Here is a 21,925-nt window from a genome sequence, read left to right on the forward strand (position 1 = left end):
CGGTCTCTTGAGACTAGGGGATCAGGTTGCGGCAGTCGCGGTGAGCGGTGCACGCTGACTCGCCCGGTGCGCATCCAGTACGCGCCGGATCGCTCGCACGATACCGACATAGCCGGTGCACCGGCACAGGTTGCCCGAGAGTTCGAGGCGCACGCGGTCGTCGTCTGCGTCGGGCAGGCGGGTGACGATATCGCGCGCCGTCACCAGCATTCCCGGCGTGCAGTAGCCGCATTGCAACGCGTGCTCTGCCGTGAAGGCGGTGCGCAGTTCGTTCATCACGTCGTCGCCGTCGAAGCCTTCTATGCTCTGCACGTCGGAACCCGAGCACGAGACCGCCGACGTGATGCACGAGCGGGTCGGCATGCCGTCGACCATCAGCGTGCACGCGCCGCACACGCCCTGTTCGCAACCGAGGTTCGTGCCGCACAGCATCTGATGCTCGCGCAGAAAATCCGCGAGACTCGTGCGCGGTTCGACAGCGGCCGACACCTGCTCGCAATTGATCCGGAGTTCGATCCGTTGAGTGAGGATATCGGTCATTGCTGCTTCCTGTTTTCGCGGACGATCGCCGCAGCCCGTTCAAGCGCCACGCGATGCACCTGGTATTCGTAGCTCCCGGTTTCGAGACCCGCTGCGTCAAGGTGCGAATCGACCAGCGCTGCATTGGGGCTGTCGAGCAACGCTCGCGCGTTTTCGATCAAATGCGGCGGCCCGTCGATTGCACCGATCACGGCGCGGCAAATGCCGGCCGGCGCATCGTCGATGAAGACCGCAATCGCTTCCGCGAACTCGCCGGGCTTGCGATTGAACTTGTAGTAGCTCCAGCGCGCGGCAGGCGACAGGCGCCGAAAGCGCACGCCGGTGAGAATCTCGTCGGCCTCCAGCGCGGTCGTGAACGCGCCGCTCATCCAGCCGGCCGCCGTCAACGAGCGGGTCCCATGCGGGCCCGCGACGAGAAATTCCGCGTCGAGGGCATACATCGTGTTAATCCAGTCGGCAGCCGGATCGGCATGAGCGAGACTGCCGCCGAGTGTGCCGCGATTGCGCACCGCGCGATACGCGATGCCGCGCGCCACATAGGGCATCAATCCCTGTGTACCGTCGTCGATCTTGCGATCTTCGATCTCCGCGTGCGTCACGCATGCACCGATCAGCGTCCTGTTACCTTCGTTGCCGCATTCACGCAACGCCGCGATACCGCGCAGATCGACCAGCGTCTCGGGTTGCGTGAGCCGCAGATTCATCATTGGGCCAAGCGACTGGCCGCCGGACACGAACTTCGCCATTCCATCGCTGGCGCCAACCAGCGCGATCGCGCTATCTTCGGTAACGGGCTTTGCATAGTCGTAGATCGCGGCTTTCATGCTGGCATCCCCTTGGCGGCGCGAGCCGGCGTTGCCGATCGCATAGCTTCGACAATGACACGCGGCGAGATCGGCAACTGGTCGACCTGAACGCCGAGCGGCCGCAGTGCATCGTTGACGGCATTCGCGATCGCGGCCGCTGAGCCGATCGCGCCGCTTTCGCCGATGCCTTTCTGTCCGAATTCGGTGTACGGAGCGGGCGTTTCCATGTGTTCGATACGGATAGCGGGGACTTCCGTGGCGCCGGGCAGCAGGTAGTCGGCGAGGGTAGAGGCAAGCGGCTGGCCGTCCTCGCTGTACGGCATGGCTTCGTAAAGGGCCGTGCCGATTCCTTGCGCTGCACCGCCGAATACCTGCCCATCGACGACCATCGGATTGATCAGCACGCCGCCGTCCTCGACGATCACGTAATCGAGAATCTCGGTCTTGCCGAGTTGTGTGTCGACGGCAACGACGACCGCATGGCACGCGTAGCTGAACGTGCCGGTATCGCGTTTCGCCTGATACGACGTCGACACTTCCAGGCCGCGCGGATCGACGTCGGGCGGCAGCAGTTGTGGCGCGAGATACCACGTTCGCGCAATGTCGGCGATGGTGCAGCGGCCTTGCGCACCGACAACTGCGCCGTGTTCCCAACGCACGGCGTCGAGTGGCTCCTTCAGCAGCCATGCGCCGATTTTCATCATCCGCTGTCTGAGTTCCTTCGAGGCTTGCCCTAGTGCGCCGCCAGCCATCACGATCGAGCGCGAGCCCCATGTGCCGGTCGAATACGGCGTCACACCGGTGTCGCCAAGTACGATGCGTACGCGTTCCGTATCGATGCCGAGCACCTCGTGCGCGATCTGCGCAAGCGTCGTCTCCATGCTCTGACCGTGCGAATGCACGCCGGCCCGCACTTCGAGAATGCCGTCGGGCGTGAGGCGAATGACGGCCGGCTCGCGGCCCGGCACCATCGGAATACCCCAGCCATGATAGACGGAAGTGCCGTGTGCGCCTTGCCATGATAGACGGAAGTGCCGTGTGCGCCTTGCTCGCAGAAGATCGCGAGACCGAAACCGATCCGGCGACCATCGGGTTCGCCGCGCCGTTGACGCGCGCGTATCGCGGGAAGATCGATGGCGGCGATGGCCCGCCGTACGGCCTCTGGATAGTCGCCGCTGTCGAAGTGCTTGTTGGTGATGTTGTCGTACGGCATTTCGTGCGGTTCGACGAGATTGCGCAGGCGCACTTCGTAGGGTTCGATGCCGGCTTCCACGGCGATCGCGTCCATGACCGATTCGATCGCGTAGCACACGCCGGTACGAGCCACGCCACGGTACGGCAGGATGGGCGGCTTGTTCGTCGCGACCGACCAGGTGCGGCAGCGATAGCGATCCATCTTGTACGGGCCGGGCAGAATGCTGCCCACTTGCGCGGCCTCGAGGCAGGCGGAGAATGGATACGACGAGTAAGCGCCTGAGTCGACGCTAGCCTCGCACTCGACGGCGATAAGCCGGCCGTCGAGTTCGGCATACGCGGTGATGTCGTAGTCGTGCTCGCGGCAGTTGGCGTTGGCCGTCAACTGTTCGCGGCGATCCTCGATCCAGCGGACCGGCTTCTCCAGATGCATCGCAAGCCAGCCACAGCAGACTTCTTCGGGCAACAGGATGCCCTTGTAGCCGAACCCCCCGCCGACGTCGGGCGCGATCACGCGGACCTGGCCTTCATCGAGACCGAGACAATGCGCGAGGCCCGTACGAGTGATGTGCGGCATCTGCGCCGACGTGTGGATGATCAGCTGAGAGAGGCGTCTATCCCAGTGCGCGACGACGCCGCGACCTTCCATCGGCGCCATGCTTTGGCGCGAGGTGCGTAGCTTGCGGCGGACCTTGATCGGCGCATCGCGGCGGATCGCGTCGAGGTCGACGTCGGGCTTGGCATCGACAAAGGTTTCGAGGAAGACGTTGTCCCCCCAATGCTCGTGCACGAGTGCGGAGCCTTCGCGGCGAGCGTCGAGCATGTCGACGACAGCGGGCAGTTCTTCGAAGTCCACGAACACCTGCGCCGCGATGTCCTCCGCGGCAGCGCGCGTCGCCGCGACGCAGATAGCAATGGTTTCGCCCACCTGGCGCACCTTGCCGCTGGCGAGTACGGGCTGTTCGGACGGTTTGAAACCCGGCAGCCCCGAATTCGCTACGATCGGTTTCACATTGTCGAGATCGATCAGCGTGTAGACCGATTTTTCCAGACCGGCCGGCTTCTCTATTCCAACGATATGGCCATGTGCGATCGGGCTGCGCACGAACGCGACGTCGACCATTCCGACCATGCGAATATTGCTGACATATTCGCCGCGGCCATGCAGGAAGCGGTCGTCTTCCTTGCGCGGCAGCGACACGCCGATGCCCTGCGGCCGGTCCGGCGACTTGACTGCGACTGCACGTTTCATCGTTTGCCTCGTGAAGAGAGCCGGGTCGGATTTACGCCGCTCGCGCGAGCGGCAACTGGGACGCATTGGCGTCATAGCGGACGCCATCGCGTACACAGAAAAGCGGGGCAAGCATGCGGTCGGTGATCACCTGGGTGCCTTCGTTGTCTTCGAGCACCCAACGGCCACGGCGGTCGTCCAGCACGCTGATATCAGCGACACCGCCCACCTTGAGCGTGCCCAATTCACCGTCCATGCCGATCATCTTCGCGGCATGGCTGGTCGTCATCGCAACGACATGATCGAGAGGAAGACCGAGCGCCAGCATGCTGGTCATCGCACTGACGAGACTGAACTGCGTGCGGCCGAGGAATGAGTGCTCTTCGTCGGGATGGCTGTCAGGCGTGCCCGCAGGCGAGGGCACATGCGTGTTGTATCCATGCATGTCCGCGCCCAGCGTGTCGGGGATCACGCCGCTGTCGAGCACGACGCGAGCGGTCTTGAAGCTGAAGTGCGAGCCGTGACCGACGTCGATCTTGAGGCCGCGTGCGACCGCTTCATGAACGAGCGGATGCAATTGGCCGTTCTCCTCGACAAACCCGCCCGGATGCCGGCTGAACGGATGCGCGAGAATATCGCCGGGCTTCAGGGTCTCGACGACCTGGTTGAAAATCGAGTCGGGATTGACCGGCATGCCACCTAGCTCCGGCTTGGGCCAGAGCTGTCCGAAGTGAATGTAGACTGGCAAGGCAGCGTCGCGGCCAATTTTCGATGCGATCTTCATCACGTCGAGTCCCCAGCGCGCGAAGCCGCCGATCTCGGCATGCGCCTTGATACCCTTGACCAGATCGGCGTTGGCGAGCGCTGACTTGACGGTTGCTGCCGCATCGAGACAGTCGGGACGGTACAGGTCGGGATAGTAATGACCTTCGAGGCCACCGACGAGATAGGCCGAAATAAAGGCGAACACGCGGGTTGCGGCGCGCTCGGCGACGAAGTTGCGAAAGCCCGGAATCGTGATGCAGCTCGCTCCGCCTTGATCGACGATGGTCGTCACGCCGGAGTGCACGCCGCATTGATCGGCATTCAGGCCAAAGCGGCCGGTCACGTATTGATAAACGTGGCCGTGTGTGTCGATCAGGCCGGGCAGCACCAGCCTGCCGCGGCAATCGATGATTTCGGCTGACGGCGCCTGGGCGACGAGCCCGGCACCGATCGCGGCGATCGACTTGCCGTTGACGAGAACGTCGAGCGTGGCGTCGATGCCGGCGGCCGGATCGATCACGCGGCCACCTTGAAGTAGAAGCTGGGACATGTTTTGTGTGCGTTTCCGGGACGAGATGCGTGGTGTACCGCAAATAGTGTGCCGGTTTGAATCCGTTGCTTCAATGATTCGGAAAAGCCTTTTGCATCAATGAGAAACCGTCGATACGGCCAACAGGTGTGTGCCATACCACGGATTTTCCCGAGCGACTTCGCACCAAAATGAAGACTCTGAGGCGGGTGTGCACCGGATTCTTGCCCAGTGCTATTTTTTGGTGAATTGTGTGGTGTGCCGCGCATTTGAAATGGGGCACGTCGTTCGCATAGAATGCTGCCATTGAGCGCGCGGTTCGCGCGTCTACGTCAGTTCACCAGTTACGCCAGAGACCGCACCATGTCGACCTTGATCATTCCGGAAATGGACCTCGAAACAACCCGTGCTGAGCTTGAGCGGCTGCAGGCAAGATCCCCATTGTTTGGGCGGCCTGGTTTTCTGATCAGGCGCCTGCATCAGATTCACGGGTCGTTGTTCGCCGAAGAGACTAGCGAGTTCAATATCACGCCCGTGCAATACAGCTTGCTGACCACGCTTGAAGCGCTGGGCGAAATTGACCAGAACACGCTGGCCATCGAGATCGGCCTTGAACGTTCGAGCGTCGCCGAAGTGATTCCGAGGTTGCATGCGCGCGGCCTCGTCAACCGAAAGCAGGCTGCGCACGACAAACGCCTTAGGCTCGTACGCCTTTCTGCCCAGGGCAAGCGTCTCGTGGCAAAAATGGCGCCGGCCGTGCAACGCGCGCACGACAGAACGATCGAGCATCTGTCATCTGTAGAGCGCGATTTCTTCATGTTGCAAATGATCCGGCTCGTGGAGGCCAATAATGAGCGGACCGTCGTGCCGTTGAGGTTGCCGGAGGGTTAGCGATGGACAACGTGGGAAATTCGCTTGCTACTTGTCTTGGTCGAGGTCGGATTCCTTTGTCAATACATCCGCAGTTTTTGAGGGAGAGTGAAGAGCGCACGTTATAGAGCGACTGCGGGCAGCATGACCTGGAAAATTCCAGCTGGAAATGTATACACAGCGTAGTGCCCGTCGACTCCCTTAGAGGTGGTTCCGTTCGTTCAGACTGTCTTCATGCGATCTAAGGTGGAAGCTGCTGGACCTCACGTTGCTGTTCTGATCGCAGGTAGCCGCGCGAAGTGGGCGCTTGCGGCAAGCATAAAGAGCTTTGGTGTCCATCTCGGTCTTTCATCGCCCTCGAACTGGCAAGCAGCGCTTTGTCGCGCGCAATGACCCCTGGTAAGTGGGCGCGCAGGAGATCGACCCATGTGCGTACTTTCGCATCGGTGAACTTGCGTGAAGCGTAAAGTGCGTAAATGTTCATCTTCTGCAGCGTGCGATCGGGTAGCACGCGAACTAGCGTGCCGTTGCGCAGACCGTCGACTGCGGCATACAACGGCAGCATCCCGATGCCCATGCCTTCGCGGATTGCGACAACAAGCGATTCGGCGATATTCACTTGCAGCGGGCCCCTGACTTGTAGCAATTCGCTGTCGTCAGGTCCTTCGAGTAACCACTCGCGCTCCGGAAAGCCAGGCGTGTTCAGCGTCAGGCATTCATGCTGCGCCAGATCGCCCGGTTGCCGCGGAGTGCCACGCGAGCGCAAATAGTCTGGCGATGCGCACAGGATGCTACACGTCGAGCCGAGCAGGTGCGACACCATCTCCGAGTCAGAAAGAGACGGCGCTACGACGACGGCAACATCGCTGCCGCCACCGAACAGATCCGGAGTACTCTGCGACAAGGTTAGTTCGACGGAAACTTCCGGGTACTGGGCACGATATTTCGAGATCGCCGGCAGCACATAGTGTTGTCCAATGCTCGCCAGGCTGAACATCCGTAAAGTGCCGGCAGGGCGTTCGTGCGCACTGCGAGCCTCCTCTTCTGCAATGTCGAGGTCAGCTAGGATCTGTTGACAGTTTTGCAGATATCGCTCGCCGGCCGGTGTGAGGGCAAGCCGTCGCGTCGAACGGTTCAGCAGGCGGGTTCGCAGATGGGCTTCGAGTTCTGATACCGCTCGAGACATGACTCCGGTCGTCGTATCGAGCGACCTGGCAGCGGAGGTGAAGCTGCCGGTCACCGCGATTCGCGTGAACGCGCGCATTTTTTGCAATGTGTCCATAAAACCCTCAGATTTAAGTGGACGGTCAACGCACTACTCGTTGCTGCTGCGCTTGCCACGGTCGCGGATTTGTCCGGAAACTCGACCGGCCTCCCCGACTATAAATGTCTCGTTGGCAAACTGTCGCAACCACGATCGATGCCATACCGAGGCGAGCACTGTCGGCCCGAGACCAGACAGGTGGTGTCGATAGCGGACCACCGCCGTGCCAGGAAAAGTGCAGCTTTACCAAGCGACCGAGACCGGTGATTAGGCGACCAAATTCCAGAGGCGCAACACAAGCAGCACGAAGAATAGGGCGGCGAACAGGACGATCCGGTAGATAGCGTCGACCGTCCCGCCAGAACATTTTCAAGGTGCTGCAGTCGCTAAACAAACAGGCGCTTGCGAGTACGCTGTGTTAGCACGATTAGAAATCTGCGGCCATCGCAATCGCTCGAGCTTTCCCCTGCTCGATAGTTTCCGGTCCCTTACCATCCCAAGTGTGTTCCACCATCAGGCTTCTAACTTCATCCACACCGATGAACTTCAGCCAGAAATCGATGTAATCGGCTTGATGTTTAAACCCGGGGCTACTGATACCCGCACCTCTATCGTGGCTCTGTCCGCGAACGTAGATGACGAGGGCCCTCGGGACCTTCAGTATTGGGCCGTATCTTTCGCCATCGAAGGTGAACAGCATGTTCCGCTGACTGACAAGATCAATCAGTTGTTTGAGCTTATAGGGATATCCAAAATTCCACATCGGGACACCGACGACTATCCGATCGGCTTGTTGAAAACGCTTCACAAGAGACTGTATCCGAATCCAGGTCGACAATTCGGCGCTATCCATCGGCTCTTTTGATACTCCTTTGTACTTTGCGCCAATCGCATGACTGTCAAAGTCAGGCAAGTTTTCGTCCCAGACGTTCAAGGTGTCGATCTCAATCGAAGGAGTAGCCTTACCATACGCATCGAGAAACGCATTAGCGACAGAGATTGAGACTGACTTGGCGCCACGAGGAGAAGACACGATGTTTAATAGACGCATGATGCGTGACCCTGATGCGAAAGTGTGAACAATAGGGTGAGTGCAGAATGCCTTGTTTCTTTATGTCTTGCGCTGAGTGGTCCACGCATGCTGGGCCATAGCGGTCGGCCTGCGTCTGATTGGACACAATTGTTCTTGCGAAGCCATGAAGTCAGTCTGCGGAATGCGCTACACCGGTTCAACAACGCAGGGCGGGCAGACGTTACCCACCACGCGCCACCGCCCAATTGACCGCCCGCGCTCTATACGCCATTGCGAGCCGACGCGAGTACCGCCTTACTTCTGCTCACCGGTCGCTTCGAGGATCAGATTTGCCACTTCAGTCGGATGCGACAGCAGCGACACATGGCTCGACTTTAGCTCGATCGTATGCGCGTGCATCCGGTTCGCCATGAAGCGCTCCAGATCGGTGTTGATGGTCCGATCTTCAGTCGACACCGCATACCACGTCGGCTTGTCGTGCCACGCGGCGACGGTCGTCTTCGCCATCGTGATCGCCTTGCCGATGGGTTGCTGAACCGCATAATACTTTTCTGCTTCAGCCGTCGGCAGATCGCCGGCAAAGTCCTTCAAGAATGCCTGCTCAGACAGCGCGCCGTAGCCGTCCGACCACTGAAGCCCCGCCGATGCGGGCGCGGCCGGGAATTTTTTTCGTCAGCGCCGGATAGTCCTCGCCGGCATCCGGCGCACGCGCGGCAATGTACACGAGACCGGCCACCTTCGGATCATCGCCAGCCTGGCTGATCACCATCCCGCCGTACGAGTGCGCGACCAGCAGCGTTGGGCCCTGCTGCTGCGCAAGCGCGCGCTTGACCGCGTCCACGTCCGCGTCGAGCGAGGTCGTCGGATTCTGCACCGCCGTCACGTGCAGGCCCTTCGCCTGCAGCAGAGGAATCACTTTCCCCCAGCTTGAACCATCTGCAAACAGTCCGTGAACCAGCACGACGTTCTTGATCGGTGCGGACGGGGCGGCGGTGCTGTCCTGCGCAAATGATGTCGTTGCGCTCAGCAGCGTGGCGCAGGCGAAACCGGCGAGGACAAACGAATTCAACTTCATGAGACTTCTCCGAGATAGGTGAGGGATGAGATTCGCGGATTTCGCTCAGCCGCTGCGGCGAGTCGATAGACGAACCATACCCAGTCAATCATCCGGTCGATGCTTCCGACTGCAAGCGGGCGCTGGATTCTGGTGTACGAAGGGGCAAACACAGGCTCGGAGCAAACATTCCATTCGCTGCAATTTTTTTTATGGCGTCAAATGTGCCGCGACGCGAGGCCGTCGAAAAAGGATCCCGTTGCGATTTGCGGATAGACGCTTGACGCGAGGCCGTGTGAAGCATGCCACTGCGGGCTGGGTCCATGGACGGGCTAGTTTGCGGCTGCACGGCTACATGCCGGTGTGGCGCTGCTGCATCGTCTAGTCAGCCGCCGTGGAGAAAGTCCGGTATGGGCTGCGAGAACTTTTGCATCCAGATGGTCAAACGGGAAAAGCCATCTTTCAATCCCGCTTAATTTCACAGCCGTAAACGGGGTTGGAAAAAACCGGTCCTAGACGCTTTCGAATCCGTCCCTGTTGTCTTCCAAGGCATCGTTGAGCCAATAGAGAGCCTGGACGACGCGCATCGCAGGGCTCCCGGCCCAATAAAGACGGAGGGGAGCGATGATGCGGGGCATCCGCTGCCTCGCGGGCCGGGCCAAGTGCCAGCTGGCGGGAAGGGTGCCGTTGAGCTACCAGATATGGCAGCGTGTTTCTGTCACAATAGCGCTCAGCCGTTTCGCTGACGTACCGTCGGCAACGCCCCACAATTGACCTTTTCGTAAATGCGCATCTTCGGAATCAGCCTTTACGTCATCATCGCCCTGTTCTTTGCGGTGCATGCCGTGCGCACCCAGCAGAACATGTACTGGCTGCTGATCCTGTTTCTTTTCCCTGGCCTCGGCAGTGCGGTCTACTTCTTTGTCATTTACTTGCCCTCCCTGCGCCAGTCGCGTGGGGCGAGGGCGGCAACGAGGGCCATCTCGCAGTTTGTCGATCCCAATCGAGCGGTGCGCGAGGCGCGCACTGATTTCGATCGCGCGCCGACCGTCGCGCATCGCATGCGGTTGGCCGCAGCGCTGCTCGATGCAGGAAATGCCGCCGAAGCCCTGGAGCATTACCAGGCGGCGGCCAGCGGGCCGTTCTCATCCGATCCGGCTTTACTCCAAGGGCTGGCGCGTGCGCAGTTTGCCAACGGCAATGCTTCGGCCACGCAGGACGCCCTGGAAAAACTGTTCGCCGCCCATCCTGTCACCCGACGGCAGCCGGAGCCTGCCTTGCTGTATGCACGAGCCTTGGGCGTGATTGGCGCGCCAGGCACACGCGCCGCGTTCGAGATTGCGCTCGCGAGCGCAAGAGACGCTGCACCGCGTTGTCTGTACGCCGATTGGCTAGCGGTGCAGCCCGACGGGGCCGACCGCCAGCGTGCGCGCGAACTTTACGCCGAGATTGTGCAGGATGCCAGGCATTGGCCACGCCACGCCCGCGAACATAACAGCGAGTGGCTGCAACGGGCCCAGGCCGCCCTAAGCCGATAATCCACGGGCGCCCGCTTGAGATCGGCAGACCTTTGGCTGCGGGGTCAGTCCGGGCCGAAGCCTGCCGAAGGCCCCATTAAACCTGACAGATTCGAAACGACCGGTTCATACGGTCTGCGCGTATGCCGCTGTTCGCGAGCGATGTGGATGACGCGAGTGCTTTGCGTATGGGAGCCCGATGAGGTTTCCCTGATTCCAGAGTTCTCATGCTCGAGACTGGCTGTTAATCCTGCGTGACGGTTTCTGTCAGATGCCCCACACGACGGACGGCTCTCGCGGGAACAGAGCGGAATTGTCGGCATGGGCAAGTGGCCGGCCGCGTTCGTTTGTTCGCGAGCTTGGGGCTCCTTTGCGTGCTCGCATATCAATGCGTGATCTACACGCGCGGCAACCGGTCATACCGATAACGCAGTCCCATTTCTGACGGGTCCGGGGCCGCCAGTCGTCCAAAAACAGGTCGGCGGAGCAGCAGTTAATTCGCTTAAGAGAACTATGGATGTGTGTCGGAAACTAGCCGGACTGGGCTGCGTAGAAACGTATCGTTACCCACTGAAATGACCGCTTTCTCCGCACGCGGTCTCGTACGCCATAAAAAATACGGTTTCCTAAATTTCACCAAATTCCGATCCGCAGACATCCCACAGCACCATCAATTCGCCCGCATCTTCATCCCACCATTTGCAACGCGGTACCAGGGGAAAAACCTAATGTCTGATGAATCCTTACGCGTGCATATTTGAACGAAATATTCATAGGTGGATTCAGCATAATTTACTAGCAGGAGACACGATGAAAATTCCCACCAGTCCAAAGCGCCGCAAGCTGCTGAAGTTAGGCAGTGCTGCTGTCATCCTCCCGGTTGCAGCACGTGCTGGCGCTGCAACTCTTTCCTCGCCCGGCGCGACCGGCGATCCCTCTTCAGTTCCATCCGATACTTTCGATTCAGCCAACGCTTCGACGCAGGCCGATTCGGCGCGCGTTCCCGCCGATCAGGCACTGCTGTTCCGATACGACTCGCCTGCTGCCGAGTCCAGCATCCAGTTTCAAGGCCTGCCGGTCGGGAACGGGCGGCTCGGTGCGATGGCCGGCGGCGCGAGCGAACGTGAGGTGCTGTACCTGAACGAAATCACGTTGTGGTCGGGCAGCAAGAACGTTGTCGATCCGGCCTACACGACGACGGGGATGGGCACCTACCTGTCGCTCGGCAAGCTCTACATCGATCTGCCCGGTCACGCCGGGGCCACGAACTACCAGCGTTCGCTGGACATCAGCAATTCGATCGTACGCACGCAATACCGCGTTGGCGGCAAAACCTATCGGCGCGAGATTTTCAGCAGCTTCCCCGACAACGTGATCGTCGTGCGGCTCACGTCCGACGGCGGCACCTATAACGGCGCGGTGTCGCTGGTCGACGGGCAGGGGACGCAAACCATCGGTGAATCGAACCACGCGCTGTCGTTCTCGGGCGCGGTCAGCGGCAGTGGCGAGCTGTACACGACCTACATGCTGGTCGTTCGAGATGCGGGCGTCGCTTCGCTCGACTCGGCCAACGCACAGATCACTCTTCAGGGTTGTCCGGCGCTCACGATCATCATCGCGGCGCGCACCGACTACAACGGGCGCTACGTCGAAAACTATCTGACGGGCGTCAATCCGCGCGGTGCGGTGATCGCTGACGTGAAGGGCGCCTCGTCCCTGCGTTACCGCGAACTGCTCGAGCGTCACGTGCGCGACTATCGTTCGCTCTTCGGGCGCATGGACCTCGATCTCGGCAGGTCGAGCGATGCGCAACGGGCACTGACGATCCCGGAGCGGTTGCTGGCGCGTCAGGTGAATCCCAACGCGGCCGACCCGGAGCTCGAAGCAATGTACGTGCAGTTTGGACGCTATCTCACGATCTCGTCGTCACGCGGTTCGATGCCGGCGAATCTGCAGGGTTTGTGGAGCACCACGAACAACCCGCCGTGGATGGCCGACTACCACACCGACATCAACATCCAGATGAACTACTGGCTCGCCGATCGAGCCGGTTTGCCGGAGTGCCAGCAACCGTTCGCCGATTACGTCACCGGGCAGTTGCCGTCGTGGGTTCAGTCGACGAAGAATCACTTCAACGATGCCGCCAACGTGAACTACAGCAATTCGAACGGCAACGTCGCGGGCTGGACGGTTGCCATTTCGACGGGCATCTACGGCTCTATAGGCTGGGACTGGAGTCCGCCCGCGAGCGCCTGGTATTGCCGCACGCTGTGGAATCACTACCAGTACACGCTGGACAAGGCATATCTCGCCCGCATCTATCCGGTAATGAAGTCCGCGTGCGAGTTCTGGCAGGCGCGTTTGATCAGAGACCCCGTGACGGGTCTGCTCATCGACGACAAGGACTGGTCGCCGGAGCAGGGACCGCATCAGCAGCTCGGGATCACCTACGCGCAGGAACTCGTGTGGGATCTGTTCACGAACTATCTGACCGCGAGCCAGCTGCTCGGCAAGGACGCGGATTTTGCTCGCTCGATCGGGAGCATGAAGGCGCAGCTCTATCTGCCGAAGGTGAGTCCCACGACAGGGCAGCTTCAGGAATGGATGAGCGACAGCATCGTCGGCGAGACGGGGCATCGGCATCTGTCGCCGCTGATCGGCTGGTTCGAAGGCGAGCGCATCACGCTCGACAGCGATCCGAAGCTCGTGGCCGGCGTGAAGGCGCTGCTGCTTGCGCGCGGCTTCGACTCGTTCGGTTGGGGGCTCGCATGGCGCATCGCCTGCTGGGCGCATTTCCACGACGCCGCCAACTGCTATTCGATGATCCCGAAGCTGCTGCGCTATTCGGTGGGCAATGACGGCGTGAGCGGCACGTTCGCCAACATGTTCGACGCGTATGCGTTGTCGAGCAACTCATCGGCGTTCCAGATCGATGCGAACTTCGGTGGTCCGGCGGCAATACTGGAAATGCTGCTGCAAAGCAGGATGGATCGCATCACGCTGCTCCCCGCGCTGCCGTCGCAATGGAGCACGGGGCATGTCACGGGCGTGCGGGCGAAGGGCGGATTTGCGGTGGACGTCAAATGGAACCGCGGCGTGTTGTCGTCCGTGAAGCTCGTCAGCGTCGGCGGCACGCGAACGACACTGCAATACGGCAACGTGGCGCGAGCCGTGTCGGTAAGGGAAAACGGAACGGCACGATTCGACGGCAACCTGCAGCCGGTTTCCTGAGCTCCCGAAGCGGCCGGGCAGCCCGAAACAGACGCCGCACAGCAGTTTACCCGGAAGTCCCAGTTTCATTTTTCAACAAAGGAAAATCATGAAGATCCTGGGTCGCACACAGGTGTATCTGTTTTTCGCGAGCATCATGATGGTTTTCGGTTTGTCCGGCTGCGGCGGCGACCAGCAAGGTTCCTCCGACGGCGCGAGCGTCATGCAGGCCGCGGCCAACTCCGCAAACGTTTCCGCACAAGGCGGGCCATCGCAAACTCAGGCCCAAAGGTCGATTGCACTACCGCCAATGGGTTGGGCGTCGTGGAATGCGTACGGCTGCAATATCACCGAGGATCTGGTGAAAACGGCCGCGGACGTTATCTCCGACGGCCTGAAGAAAGACGGTCCGTTGATGAAAGCGGGCTACAGCTATATCAACGTCGACGACTGCTGGTTCGCGCCATCCCGCGATGCGCAAGGCAATCTGGTTGCCGACCCCGTGAAGTTTCCGAGCGGCATCAAAGCGCTGGCCGACTACATTCACGCCAGAGGTCTGAAGTTCGGCATGTATGAAGTGCCCGCAGCCGAAACCTGTGCTCAGCGTAACAATCTGTACCCTGGGCACACCAACCCGATGGGCAGTCTTGGGCACGAAGTTCAGGATGCCAATACATTCGCGGCGTGGGGCGTCGACTACGTGAAGTACGACTGGTGCTCGCCGGATGGCACCGTCGACGATCAGGTGGCCGGTTTCCGGAAGATGCGCGATGCGCTGGACAGTGCGGGTGCCGCGGTGAATCGGCGGATCGTCTACAGCATCAATCCGAACAGTTTTCACACTGACAAGACGGGCAGATCGTATGACTGGGGGCAAGTCGCGGATCTGTGGAGAACGACCGAGGACATCACCTATGACACCGGTACACCGGGTCATCAAAGCACGCCGGATTTTTCCAGAATCGTGAACCAGAATTTCTACGGCAATCTGTTTCCGGAAGCGCAACATACGGGTGTCTATAACGATGCGGACATGATGCTTGCCGGGTTCGGTCTGAGCGCCGCGCAGGATCAGACGCACATGAGCCTGTGGGCCATTTCCGGTGCGCCGCTTATCCTGGGTCTCGATTTCACGACGCCCGTCAGCCCGGCAACGATGGCGACGCTGACCAATCCGGAGGTGCTCGCCGTCGATCAGGACCCGCGCGGCCTTCAGGCGATCCGGGTCGCGGTGCCGCAGAACGGTCTGGGCGTATGGGCCAAGTTGCTCGCCGGTCAAGGTCGCCGTGCGGTAGTTCTGCTCAACACGACCGGGTCTGCCGCTTCGATCACGGTGAACTGGAAGGATCTCGGACTGGACCCCGCTGCTTCGGCCAGCGTGCGGGATATCTGGGCGCACCAGGATCTTGGTTCGCACACATCCGGGTATACGGTGTCCGCTGTTCCGGCCGGCGGCTCCGTCATGCTGACCATCGCCGGCGTGGACGATGCGTCGAAAATCCACCCGGCCAAACCGGTCACACATGAAGACGGCGTAGCACGCTACACGGTGAATGCAACCACGGGCGGGTACATCGACGTGACGTACCGGAACGAAGGAAAGTCTTCGCTGAAGGTGCCGCTGATTCTCAACGACAGCGTACTCACGACGATCCAGCTGCCCGTTACAACCGGACAGGCCCAAGGCACCGTCACGCTGTACATGCCGTTCGTGCCGGGAAGCAACAAGCTGACTTTCGTTCTTCCGGACAAGGGGCGCCGCGCTCCGTCGATCGGCAAGGTGACGCTGATCGCCGCTCCGCAACCCGCATTGCCGCCCATCGCCTATGAAGCGGAAAGCGCCACCAACATCATTCAGGATGCGGCAGTCCAGGCATGCAACATATGCAACGGCCACGAAAAGGTCGGCAATTTTGTGAACTCGGATTCGAGCCTCCAGTTCAACGGAATCGTGGCGCCTGCCGATGGCGAGTATGCGGTCCCCGTGGTGTATATCAGCGCGGACGACGGTGGCGGTTCGCCTCGTGCAATGAGCGTGAGCGTCAACAATGGCCCACCGGTCCCCGTGCGGTTTCCCGGTGAAGGCACCTGGGACTTTCCGATCCTGTCGAGTGCTCAGGTCATGGTCCCGTTAAAAGCCGGTGCGGCCAACACGATCAAGTTCTCGGTGATTTCCGGCAACTATGGTCCCGATATCGACGGCCTGGGCCAGGCAGTCAGCCAGCCGGCCAAACAGTGACCGACGATCCATGGAGACAGGCATGAAGAACTTCTTGATGCGGATTGCGCTGCCGTTCGTATTGGCTGCGAGTGGGGTACAGATGTCCGTTGCCGCCGACGCGACGGCCCAACCGAATGCCGCCGCGGCGCAATCGTGGGAGAAAGGGTCGCGATTCCGTCACGACGAAGTGGCGGTCCTGTTCGTGATGGGGCAGAGCAACAGTGCCGGTCTTAACGGCCTGCCCGCGGATTTGACGTTGACGGGAGCCTCGGGTGCAGGCGCGGGCACCGGCGGGATGCCGGCACCCAATGTATGGGGCATCCGCAACGACGGCTGGGGTAACATCACCGGTAACGCCGACGGGACGGGTGCGCCATTTACCCAGCCGATATCCACGATCGATCACGTGTCCTGGGTGAACTGGTCGGACAGCACGTCGTCCGACATGAATCTCGGCTACTACGGCGGCAGCGGAAATGCCGCCAATTTCGCCGCGTATGCGTGGCAGGCTGCGATCAATGCGGGCGAGCCGCTGCCCGATCTGTACATCATTCATATTGGCTGGGGCAGTCAGGGCGTGGACGTCGCAGACGACGCGTTCAGCGGCTGCTGCGGCTGGACGGTGCATGGCGTTAATCTCTGGCAACCCATGCTCGATGCAAGCAAGACGCCGACGTATGCGCTTGCACCGTTCGCGCGCCGCATGATGTATCTGGGACTGAAGCAGATTCTGGCGACCGGCAAGAAACCGCGCATCCTCGGCCTGGAGTGGAACCAGTGGGAAGCAGAAGCTGCACCGCTGAATTCGGCCGGCAACGCAATGACGATTCATCGCGCGCCGCAGAATTACGCTGACCTCTTCAGCAGTTTTTTTGCTGCGGTGGGTTCGACCTTTCCGGTGCTGATCGTGAAGCCGTTGTCGACCGCTTACGACAACGTCACCAACGCGGTCGCGCCTTATAATCCCGCCGCGCTTGCGTCGATGCAGAAAGTGTTCGGCGGCTTCGTCGACGCGAATCCTCGCGTCTTCAGTTTCGTCGATGCGTCGCAGTCGCCGGACTGGAATGGGCAGCCGCCCGGCTTCGGTATTTTCCAGGGCGGCGCGTTAGGCGGTGGGGACGGCAGCGTGCACTACAACCTGGACACGCAGAAATGGTTCGGCGAGCAGGCGCTCGCATCGTGCCTCGGGCACTCCCGACTCTGTGGGCCGCGCATCACGGATCTTCCGCGGCGCCTGCCGAATTGACGAACGGATCACTCCGTACCACTCGGCGCCATCGCCACGCCGAAACAGACCCGGGTACATCGTGCCATAAGTCTCGTGAAGCGAGTGGAGAAGGGTGCGGGAAAGCGGCCGGGCGATAGCCATGCCACGTGAACTCAGCGCAAACCTCTAACCTCGCTCGGCGTGACAGTTCCGGCAAATCGATTGCCGAAATGGGTTCTCGTGTAGTTGACGACAGCAGCGACCTGATCGTCATTCATCGCGTCGCCAAACGATGGCATCGCCTTTCGGCCGTGCAGTACATTGGCGATGACGTAGGGTGCCGCTTCGACTGCGGGGTTGTCAGCGAGCGCCGGGTAGTGACCCGCGCCCTGTGCGCCTTTTCCATCCGGCATATGGCATCCCGCGCAGGTAGCGTTGTAAAGCGCTTCACCGCTTTTTTCGGTGAAGTGATAGCCCGGTGAAATCGTGAAAGTGCGTGGTGCTTCCTGTGCCACGGCCTGAACCGACATTGTCGCGGCTCCCATCAGCAACGCCATCAGCATCACGCCGAGGATCAGCGTCGGCTTATCCATTGACGATTCTCCGATGCAACCGGGTGATCGCATCCAGCGACGACAGCACGGCGCCTTCCTGCCATGCCGGGATATGGGACGCGTGCTCTCCGGCAAGGACGATCCGTCCGTCGATCTGACAGAGATTTGCGTAATGCGCTTTTCTCAACGCATCCGTCCATGCGGCGAAGCAGCCATTCGTGAACGGTGATCGGCTCCAGCTCATCGCGAAGCCGGTCTGGTACTCGCGCGCGTACTGCGGATGAATCTGGCTGCCCTGGCTCAATGCCACCGCGATCCGTTCGGCAGGGGGCAGCGCACCCATCTCATAGCTGGCGGGCCCCCACATGTAGGCGCCAAGCAGCACCGCAGGACCGGTCGATCCGTAACCTGTTGCCGGATAGCCGATCGTCGAGATCGGCAGATCAGTTTGCGTGATGCCGCCGTAGATCTGCTCGTCTTCTTCCCAGAATCGCCGGCCGAATTGCAAGCCGATTTTCACCGATGTCTCGTAGGGCACCGCATCGATCGCGGCGCGCATGGCCGGACCGACCGCAATGTCGATCTGACTCAGAATCGAGAGCGGAATGGTGCACACCAGCCAATCCGCGTGCGCGTTCCGTTCGGTCCGGGTGGTCGTATCGGTATAGCGCACTGTGACGGCTTGCTCGTCCTGCAAGATAGCCGTGACTTTGGCGTTGAACACTACGGCGCTCGCGACCTGCGAATGAAGCGCATGGGCAATCCTGTCCATGCCGCCGACAGGCTGGAAAATGGTGCTCTGGAAGTCCTGCTCGTTTCCAGACGAGAGCCATTGCCACAAACGCGATGCAAGCAGGGGGTCGCGCGGGAGCAGATCCGACGGGACGGCCTCGGGCATCAGGCCACCGCCATGCGCGGTCGCGAATCCGCGGCGTTCACTGCTTCGCCGGCCCGCCTGATAGCTGCCATCCCGACCAAGCGCACCCCATTCGCGCAGGGATTCGAGTAGCAGATGCGCATCTTCGCCTGACACCGCATCGTCGAGTGCGTCCTTGCGGATTGCTTTGGAAAGCAGCTCGGCGATATAGCCTTGATAGTCGGTCTGCACCGCCCGGAATCGTTGCGGCTTACCACCGAAAGCCTCGGTCGAATGCAGGTATGCGTTGTAATTGACCTGGATGAACGGTTCGAGCGGCACCTTCAGGCGTCTTGCGTAGTCGAGTACGCCCTGGTGGTGATACGGAATGCGCCACGGCCCTGGGTTCAGATAAAGCCCGTCAGCGAAATCGCAGTACTGGGTGGCACCGCCGAGTTCTGTATAACGATCACCGCCCCTGACAGTCCAGGCCCGGCCACCCGGGCGGTCGTTGTACTCGAGCACCTGTACGTGGTAGCCCGCGTTCCTCAGCTCAAAGGCCGCGACGAGGCCAGCCATGCCCGCGCCAAGCACGAGAATTCGCGTTCCTTTGGGTGCGCCGTCGAGTCTGATCGGGCCGGCGTAGGTCGAGGTAGCGGCGAACCCAAGCGTGCCCATGCCTTGCATCATGGCGGCCGCGCCGAGGTTCTTGCCGATCAGCGTCAGCAGGTGCCGGCGGCTCATCGCATTTGTGGTCATTCTCGACATAAGGACGTGGTGCCCCGACTGGAGAGAAACGATGGCGAACGAAATCCGATGGCATCCCAGATCGTAAGGCTCGAGTCATCTGGATTCGCATGTTTGGCGATTGCGTTGGGGCGTACTGCAACGGACTAGTTCATTTTATGCGATCACCCGTCGAGCGTCGTGAATCGAACACCAGAAACACCGGCGGTGAGCGCGCGATGTTGGTCGTCGCGCCCTCGTTGTGGCGCGAACGTCAGGAGGCCGCCTATTTCCACTGAAATAGGGCTCGACGCGAATTAAAAAGTATGAACCGTTTCTCGTCACCACGCTCGACTGTCCGTTATCAGGACGGCCGACTGCGCCTTGTGGGTCGGGCTCGCCAGGACGCGCGAGACTGCACCTCTCAAACAAGCAAGGTTTCCTTGCTTGTTTTTCTTTTGATTAGTCCACGTCTGCGAGAGCGCGTGTCGTGCGAACCTTGGACGGCCGGTCTCGCAGCAGCAGGGGCATCAAACGCCGGTTAGCGGTCTGCGCCGCCCACTCGCAATACGCGGCGCTGCCGAGCACCCAGCCCTTGAGCGTCGACTGCATCAGGTTATCGACCTCGTGTTCGTCAAGGGGCCGTGCGCCCAAATCGCGGTAAGTCTGATGGCGCTCGGACGGCGTATTGCCGAGCGCCCGGTAGAGTGGATGGTCCTTGATGAAGCTATCGACACGCATTCCGATGTGATGTGTGTAGCTTGACCACTGGTAGTTCCCAGGCTCTGCCACAAGGCGGTTGCGCACCGGCGCTTGATCGATGACCTGGCTCGCGAGCAGGAAATACCGGTCGGGCTCAATCACTGTTGCCCAATACGCGCCACGCCACACCGTACCGCGGCGTCCATGGCGGCGGTTGAAGGTCTCGACATAGCGGCGGCCGACCGCCTGCATCGCCATGGCCACGCTCGACTCGTATGAAGGCGTGACGAGCAACTGTACCGCGTCAGGCATAAGGACCCACGCGTGAACTGCCAGATCGGCGACGCGCGCTGCGTCTGCCAGGCAGGCGAGGAAGTACAGGTAGTCTCCTTCGTCCAGGAATGCGGGCCCCGTGAGCCCCTGCAGGATAACGTGCTGAGGTTGTTCTGGGACGTAGTGCCGTGCAAGCCGTGTCATGCTGAATTAACCGGAAATCCGATGTGAGAAAGCGATCCGACAGGTATCGGACGCGCGACGGTGCGTAACGAAATTCTATCGGTCATGTGCGTGCGTTTACATCACGAACAGGCCTTTTTTCTGGCCTCTTTTCGTTGATTTGCCCATCGTAGCCAGCGTCTTTTTTATGCGTGCGCTGCGTTCGCCGTGGGCGGATTGACGGAGGGCGCGAACGCGTTCGCCGCCAATGAGACGGCGGATGCGGGCGCGGCCGCCGCGCCTCAATGCATTGCGGAGCGGCCGTCGGCGCTGTCGTTGAACCGCTGGCAGGAAGACTGGTCCGCGCTGGCGAATCCGTGCGTGCCGCGCAAGCCATCCGATGCGCCCAAGTACATCCCGCTCGGCAGCAATCCATCGACGTATCTGTCGCTCGGCGCGAACCTGCGCGAGGCCTTCGAACTGAACAATACGCCGCTCTTCGGGCTCGGCAGCGCGAGGCCCGACAGCTACGTGATCCAGCGCACCGAAGTGCATGCCGACGCGCGCATCGGTCAGCATGCGCAGGCGCTCTTTCAACTCCAGGGTGCGCGGCCCTTCGGCCGGCTACAACCTGATCCACGTGAAGCCGTCGATTACGTTCAAGGTGTCGCCGAAGGTCACGTTAATTACCGCGCGCGGTTTCCAGTGGCATGCGATCGCAGCCGATGCAATCTACAGTCAGGGCATGGCTGTGGTGCCCGGCACGGAAGGGCAGCGAACGCGCTGGACCGGGATGTATAGGCAGGTTCGCGCCGACTGGCTTGTCAGTTCGAAGGTTGCGCCCGCGCTGGAAGCGGTGCGAACGCTGACTTAGGCGAATACTGGAGGTGGCCGACAGAAAAAGTCGGGCATTTCGGATTGCTCACGGGGGCACCAGGTGTCGGCATCAATGCGGCTGACTTGAATACAAAGTCGACAATAGTCTCCGGCTTTCAAAAGACAGTCTGTTGCAGACTGTGCGGGACGCCATCACATCCGCATCGCGCGCGACTACGAAGATGCCGGTATCACTGACGTGACCCTGCGAGAGTGGCCAGCGCTCATACAGTTGCTTTTGGATGTCGATAGCCGAGAGCGGAAATTCACGTCCGTGCTCGTGTACGACGTCATCCCGATGCGCCCGACCTTCGACGAACCAAAAGCTGCAATCC

The 21,925-nt window shown here is 60.8% G+C and carries 13 protein-coding genes and 3 pseudogenes; 6 read left to right on the forward strand and 10 right to left on the reverse strand.

Features of this window, described 5'->3' with window-relative positions; all coding sequences use genetic code 11:
• Positions 1-21: 21 nt before the first annotated feature.
• The 4 genes and pseudogenes from B0G74_RS32105 to B0G74_RS32120 form a co-directional block, all read right to left on the reverse strand.
• Complete coding sequence (locus tag B0G74_RS32105) at positions 22-540, reverse strand: (2Fe-2S)-binding protein (protein ID WP_132379965.1); 519 nt, start codon at positions 538-540, stop codon at positions 22-24.
• Positions 537-1,364: an FAD binding domain-containing protein gene (locus B0G74_RS32110; RefSeq protein ID WP_132379967.1), complete on the reverse strand. Its 828-nt coding sequence runs from the start codon at positions 1,362-1,364 to the stop codon at positions 537-539. The genes B0G74_RS32105 and B0G74_RS32110 overlap by 4 nt, the downstream gene beginning before the upstream one ends.
• Positions 1,361-3,792, reverse strand: a pseudogene (locus B0G74_RS32115) (xanthine dehydrogenase family protein molybdopterin-binding subunit). Before B0G74_RS32115 ends, B0G74_RS32110 begins: the two are co-directional and overlap by 4 nt.
• Before the next feature lie 31 nt (positions 3,793-3,823).
• Entirely contained in the window at positions 3,824-5,086 is a 1,263-nt protein-coding gene (locus B0G74_RS32120; protein WP_132379969.1) for an amidohydrolase/deacetylase family metallohydrolase, read from the reverse strand.
• Positions 5,087-5,452: 366 nt separating this feature from the next.
• On the opposite strand from B0G74_RS32120, the gene B0G74_RS32125 reads away from it, so the two are divergent.
• Positions 5,453-5,956, forward strand: coding sequence for a MarR family transcriptional regulator (locus B0G74_RS32125; RefSeq protein ID WP_243658479.1), 504 nt, complete (start codon positions 5,453-5,455; stop codon positions 5,954-5,956).
• A 220-nt stretch (positions 5,957-6,176) separates the two neighbouring features.
• On the opposite strand, the gene B0G74_RS32130 is transcribed toward B0G74_RS32125, so the two are convergent.
• From B0G74_RS32130 to B0G74_RS32140, 3 genes and pseudogenes are all read right to left on the reverse strand, one after another.
• A complete protein-coding gene (locus B0G74_RS32130) occupies positions 6,177-7,217 on the reverse strand; it encodes a LysR family transcriptional regulator (RefSeq protein ID WP_132379973.1) in 1,041 nt (346 codons plus the stop codon).
• Between the two features lie 409 nt (positions 7,218-7,626).
• The gene (locus tag B0G74_RS32135; RefSeq protein WP_132379975.1) at positions 7,627-8,250 is read right to left on the reverse strand and encodes an NAD(P)H-dependent oxidoreductase; all 624 of its coding nucleotides are present in this window, start codon (positions 8,248-8,250) and stop codon (positions 7,627-7,629) included.
• Positions 8,251-8,526: 276 nt separating this feature from the next.
• A pseudogene (locus B0G74_RS32140) lies at positions 8,527-9,307 on the reverse strand (alpha/beta hydrolase).
• Between the two features lie 764 nt (positions 9,308-10,071).
• On the opposite strand from B0G74_RS32140, the gene B0G74_RS32145 reads away from it, so the two are divergent.
• The 4 genes from B0G74_RS32145 to B0G74_RS32160 all read left to right on the forward strand — a co-directional run bounded on the left by B0G74_RS32145 (position 10,072) and on the right by B0G74_RS32160 (position 17,480).
• On the forward strand, positions 10,072-10,824 hold the full coding sequence (locus B0G74_RS32145; protein WP_132379977.1) for a hypothetical protein: 753 nt from the start codon (positions 10,072-10,074) through the stop codon (positions 10,822-10,824).
• A 789-nt stretch (positions 10,825-11,613) separates the two neighbouring features.
• Complete coding sequence (locus B0G74_RS32150; protein ID WP_165923962.1) at positions 11,614-14,034, forward strand: glycoside hydrolase family 95 protein; 2,421 nt, start codon at positions 11,614-11,616, stop codon at positions 14,032-14,034.
• 88 nt (positions 14,035-14,122) lie between these two features.
• Complete coding sequence (locus tag B0G74_RS32155; RefSeq protein WP_207915742.1) at positions 14,123-16,252, forward strand: alpha-galactosidase; 2,130 nt, start codon at positions 14,123-14,125, stop codon at positions 16,250-16,252.
• A 22-nt stretch (positions 16,253-16,274) separates the two neighbouring features.
• Entirely contained in the window at positions 16,275-17,480 is a 1,206-nt protein-coding gene (locus tag B0G74_RS32160) for a hypothetical protein (RefSeq protein ID WP_132379981.1), read from the forward strand.
• Positions 17,481-17,614: 134 nt separating this feature from the next.
• Here the strand turns inward: B0G74_RS32160 and B0G74_RS32165 are convergent, their stop codons facing one another.
• The 3 genes from B0G74_RS32165 to B0G74_RS32175 all read right to left on the reverse strand — a co-directional run bounded on the left by B0G74_RS32165 (position 17,615) and on the right by B0G74_RS32175 (position 20,756).
• Positions 17,615-18,034 (reverse strand): cytochrome c, encoded by a 420-nt coding sequence (locus tag B0G74_RS32165; RefSeq protein WP_132379983.1) that lies wholly within the window; start codon positions 18,032-18,034, stop codon positions 17,615-17,617.
• Entirely contained in the window at positions 18,027-19,595 is a 1,569-nt protein-coding gene (locus B0G74_RS32170) for an FAD-dependent oxidoreductase (protein ID WP_243658407.1), read from the reverse strand. The genes B0G74_RS32165 and B0G74_RS32170 overlap by 8 nt, the downstream gene beginning before the upstream one ends.
• 444 nt (positions 19,596-20,039) lie before the next feature.
• Entirely contained in the window at positions 20,040-20,756 is a 717-nt protein-coding gene (locus B0G74_RS32175) for a transposase (protein ID WP_132379987.1), read from the reverse strand.
• Positions 20,757-20,951: 195 nt separating this feature from the next.
• On the opposite strand from B0G74_RS32175, the pseudogene B0G74_RS32180 reads away from it, so the two are divergent.
• Positions 20,952-21,573: pseudogene (locus B0G74_RS32180) on the forward strand (alginate export family protein); the annotation flags it as partial.
• Positions 21,574-21,925: the final 352 nt, after the last annotated feature.

Source organism: Paraburkholderia sp. BL9I2N2 (assembly GCF_004339745.1).
GTDB lineage: Bacteria > Pseudomonadota > Gammaproteobacteria > Burkholderiales > Burkholderiaceae > Paraburkholderia.

Excerpts from the sequence above, each read along its gene's own strand:
- B0G74_RS32105 (WP_132379965.1), bottom strand. The coding sequence starts at position 540 with ATGACCGATATCCTCACTCAACGGATCGAACTCCGGATCAATTGCGAG.
- B0G74_RS32110 (WP_132379967.1), bottom strand. The coding sequence starts at position 1,364 with ATGAAAGCCGCGATCTACGACTATGCAAAGCCCGTTACCGAAGATAGC.
- B0G74_RS32120 (WP_132379969.1), bottom strand. The coding sequence starts at position 5,086 with ATGTCCCAGCTTCTACTTCAAGGTGGCCGCGTGATCGATCCGGCCGCC.
- B0G74_RS32125 (WP_243658479.1), top strand. The coding sequence starts at position 5,453 with ATGGACCTCGAAACAACCCGTGCTGAGCTTGAGCGGCTGCAGGCAAGA.
- B0G74_RS32130 (WP_132379973.1), bottom strand. The coding sequence starts at position 7,217 with ATGGACACATTGCAAAAAATGCGCGCGTTCACGCGAATCGCGGTGACC.
- B0G74_RS32135 (WP_132379975.1), bottom strand. The coding sequence starts at position 8,250 with ATGCGTCTATTAAACATCGTGTCTTCTCCTCGTGGCGCCAAGTCAGTC.
- B0G74_RS32145 (WP_132379977.1), top strand. The coding sequence starts at position 10,072 with ATGCGCATCTTCGGAATCAGCCTTTACGTCATCATCGCCCTGTTCTTT.
- B0G74_RS32150 (WP_165923962.1), top strand. The coding sequence starts at position 11,614 with ATGAAAATTCCCACCAGTCCAAAGCGCCGCAAGCTGCTGAAGTTAGGC.
- B0G74_RS32155 (WP_207915742.1), top strand. The coding sequence starts at position 14,123 with ATGAAGATCCTGGGTCGCACACAGGTGTATCTGTTTTTCGCGAGCATC.
- B0G74_RS32160 (WP_132379981.1), top strand. The coding sequence starts at position 16,275 with ATGAAGAACTTCTTGATGCGGATTGCGCTGCCGTTCGTATTGGCTGCG.
- B0G74_RS32165 (WP_132379983.1), bottom strand. The coding sequence starts at position 18,034 with ATGGATAAGCCGACGCTGATCCTCGGCGTGATGCTGATGGCGTTGCTG.
- B0G74_RS32170 (WP_243658407.1), bottom strand. The coding sequence starts at position 19,595 with ATGAGCCGCCGGCACCTGCTGACGCTGATCGGCAAGAACCTCGGCGCG.
- B0G74_RS32175 (WP_132379987.1), bottom strand. The coding sequence starts at position 20,756 with ATGACACGGCTTGCACGGCACTACGTCCCAGAACAACCTCAGCACGTT.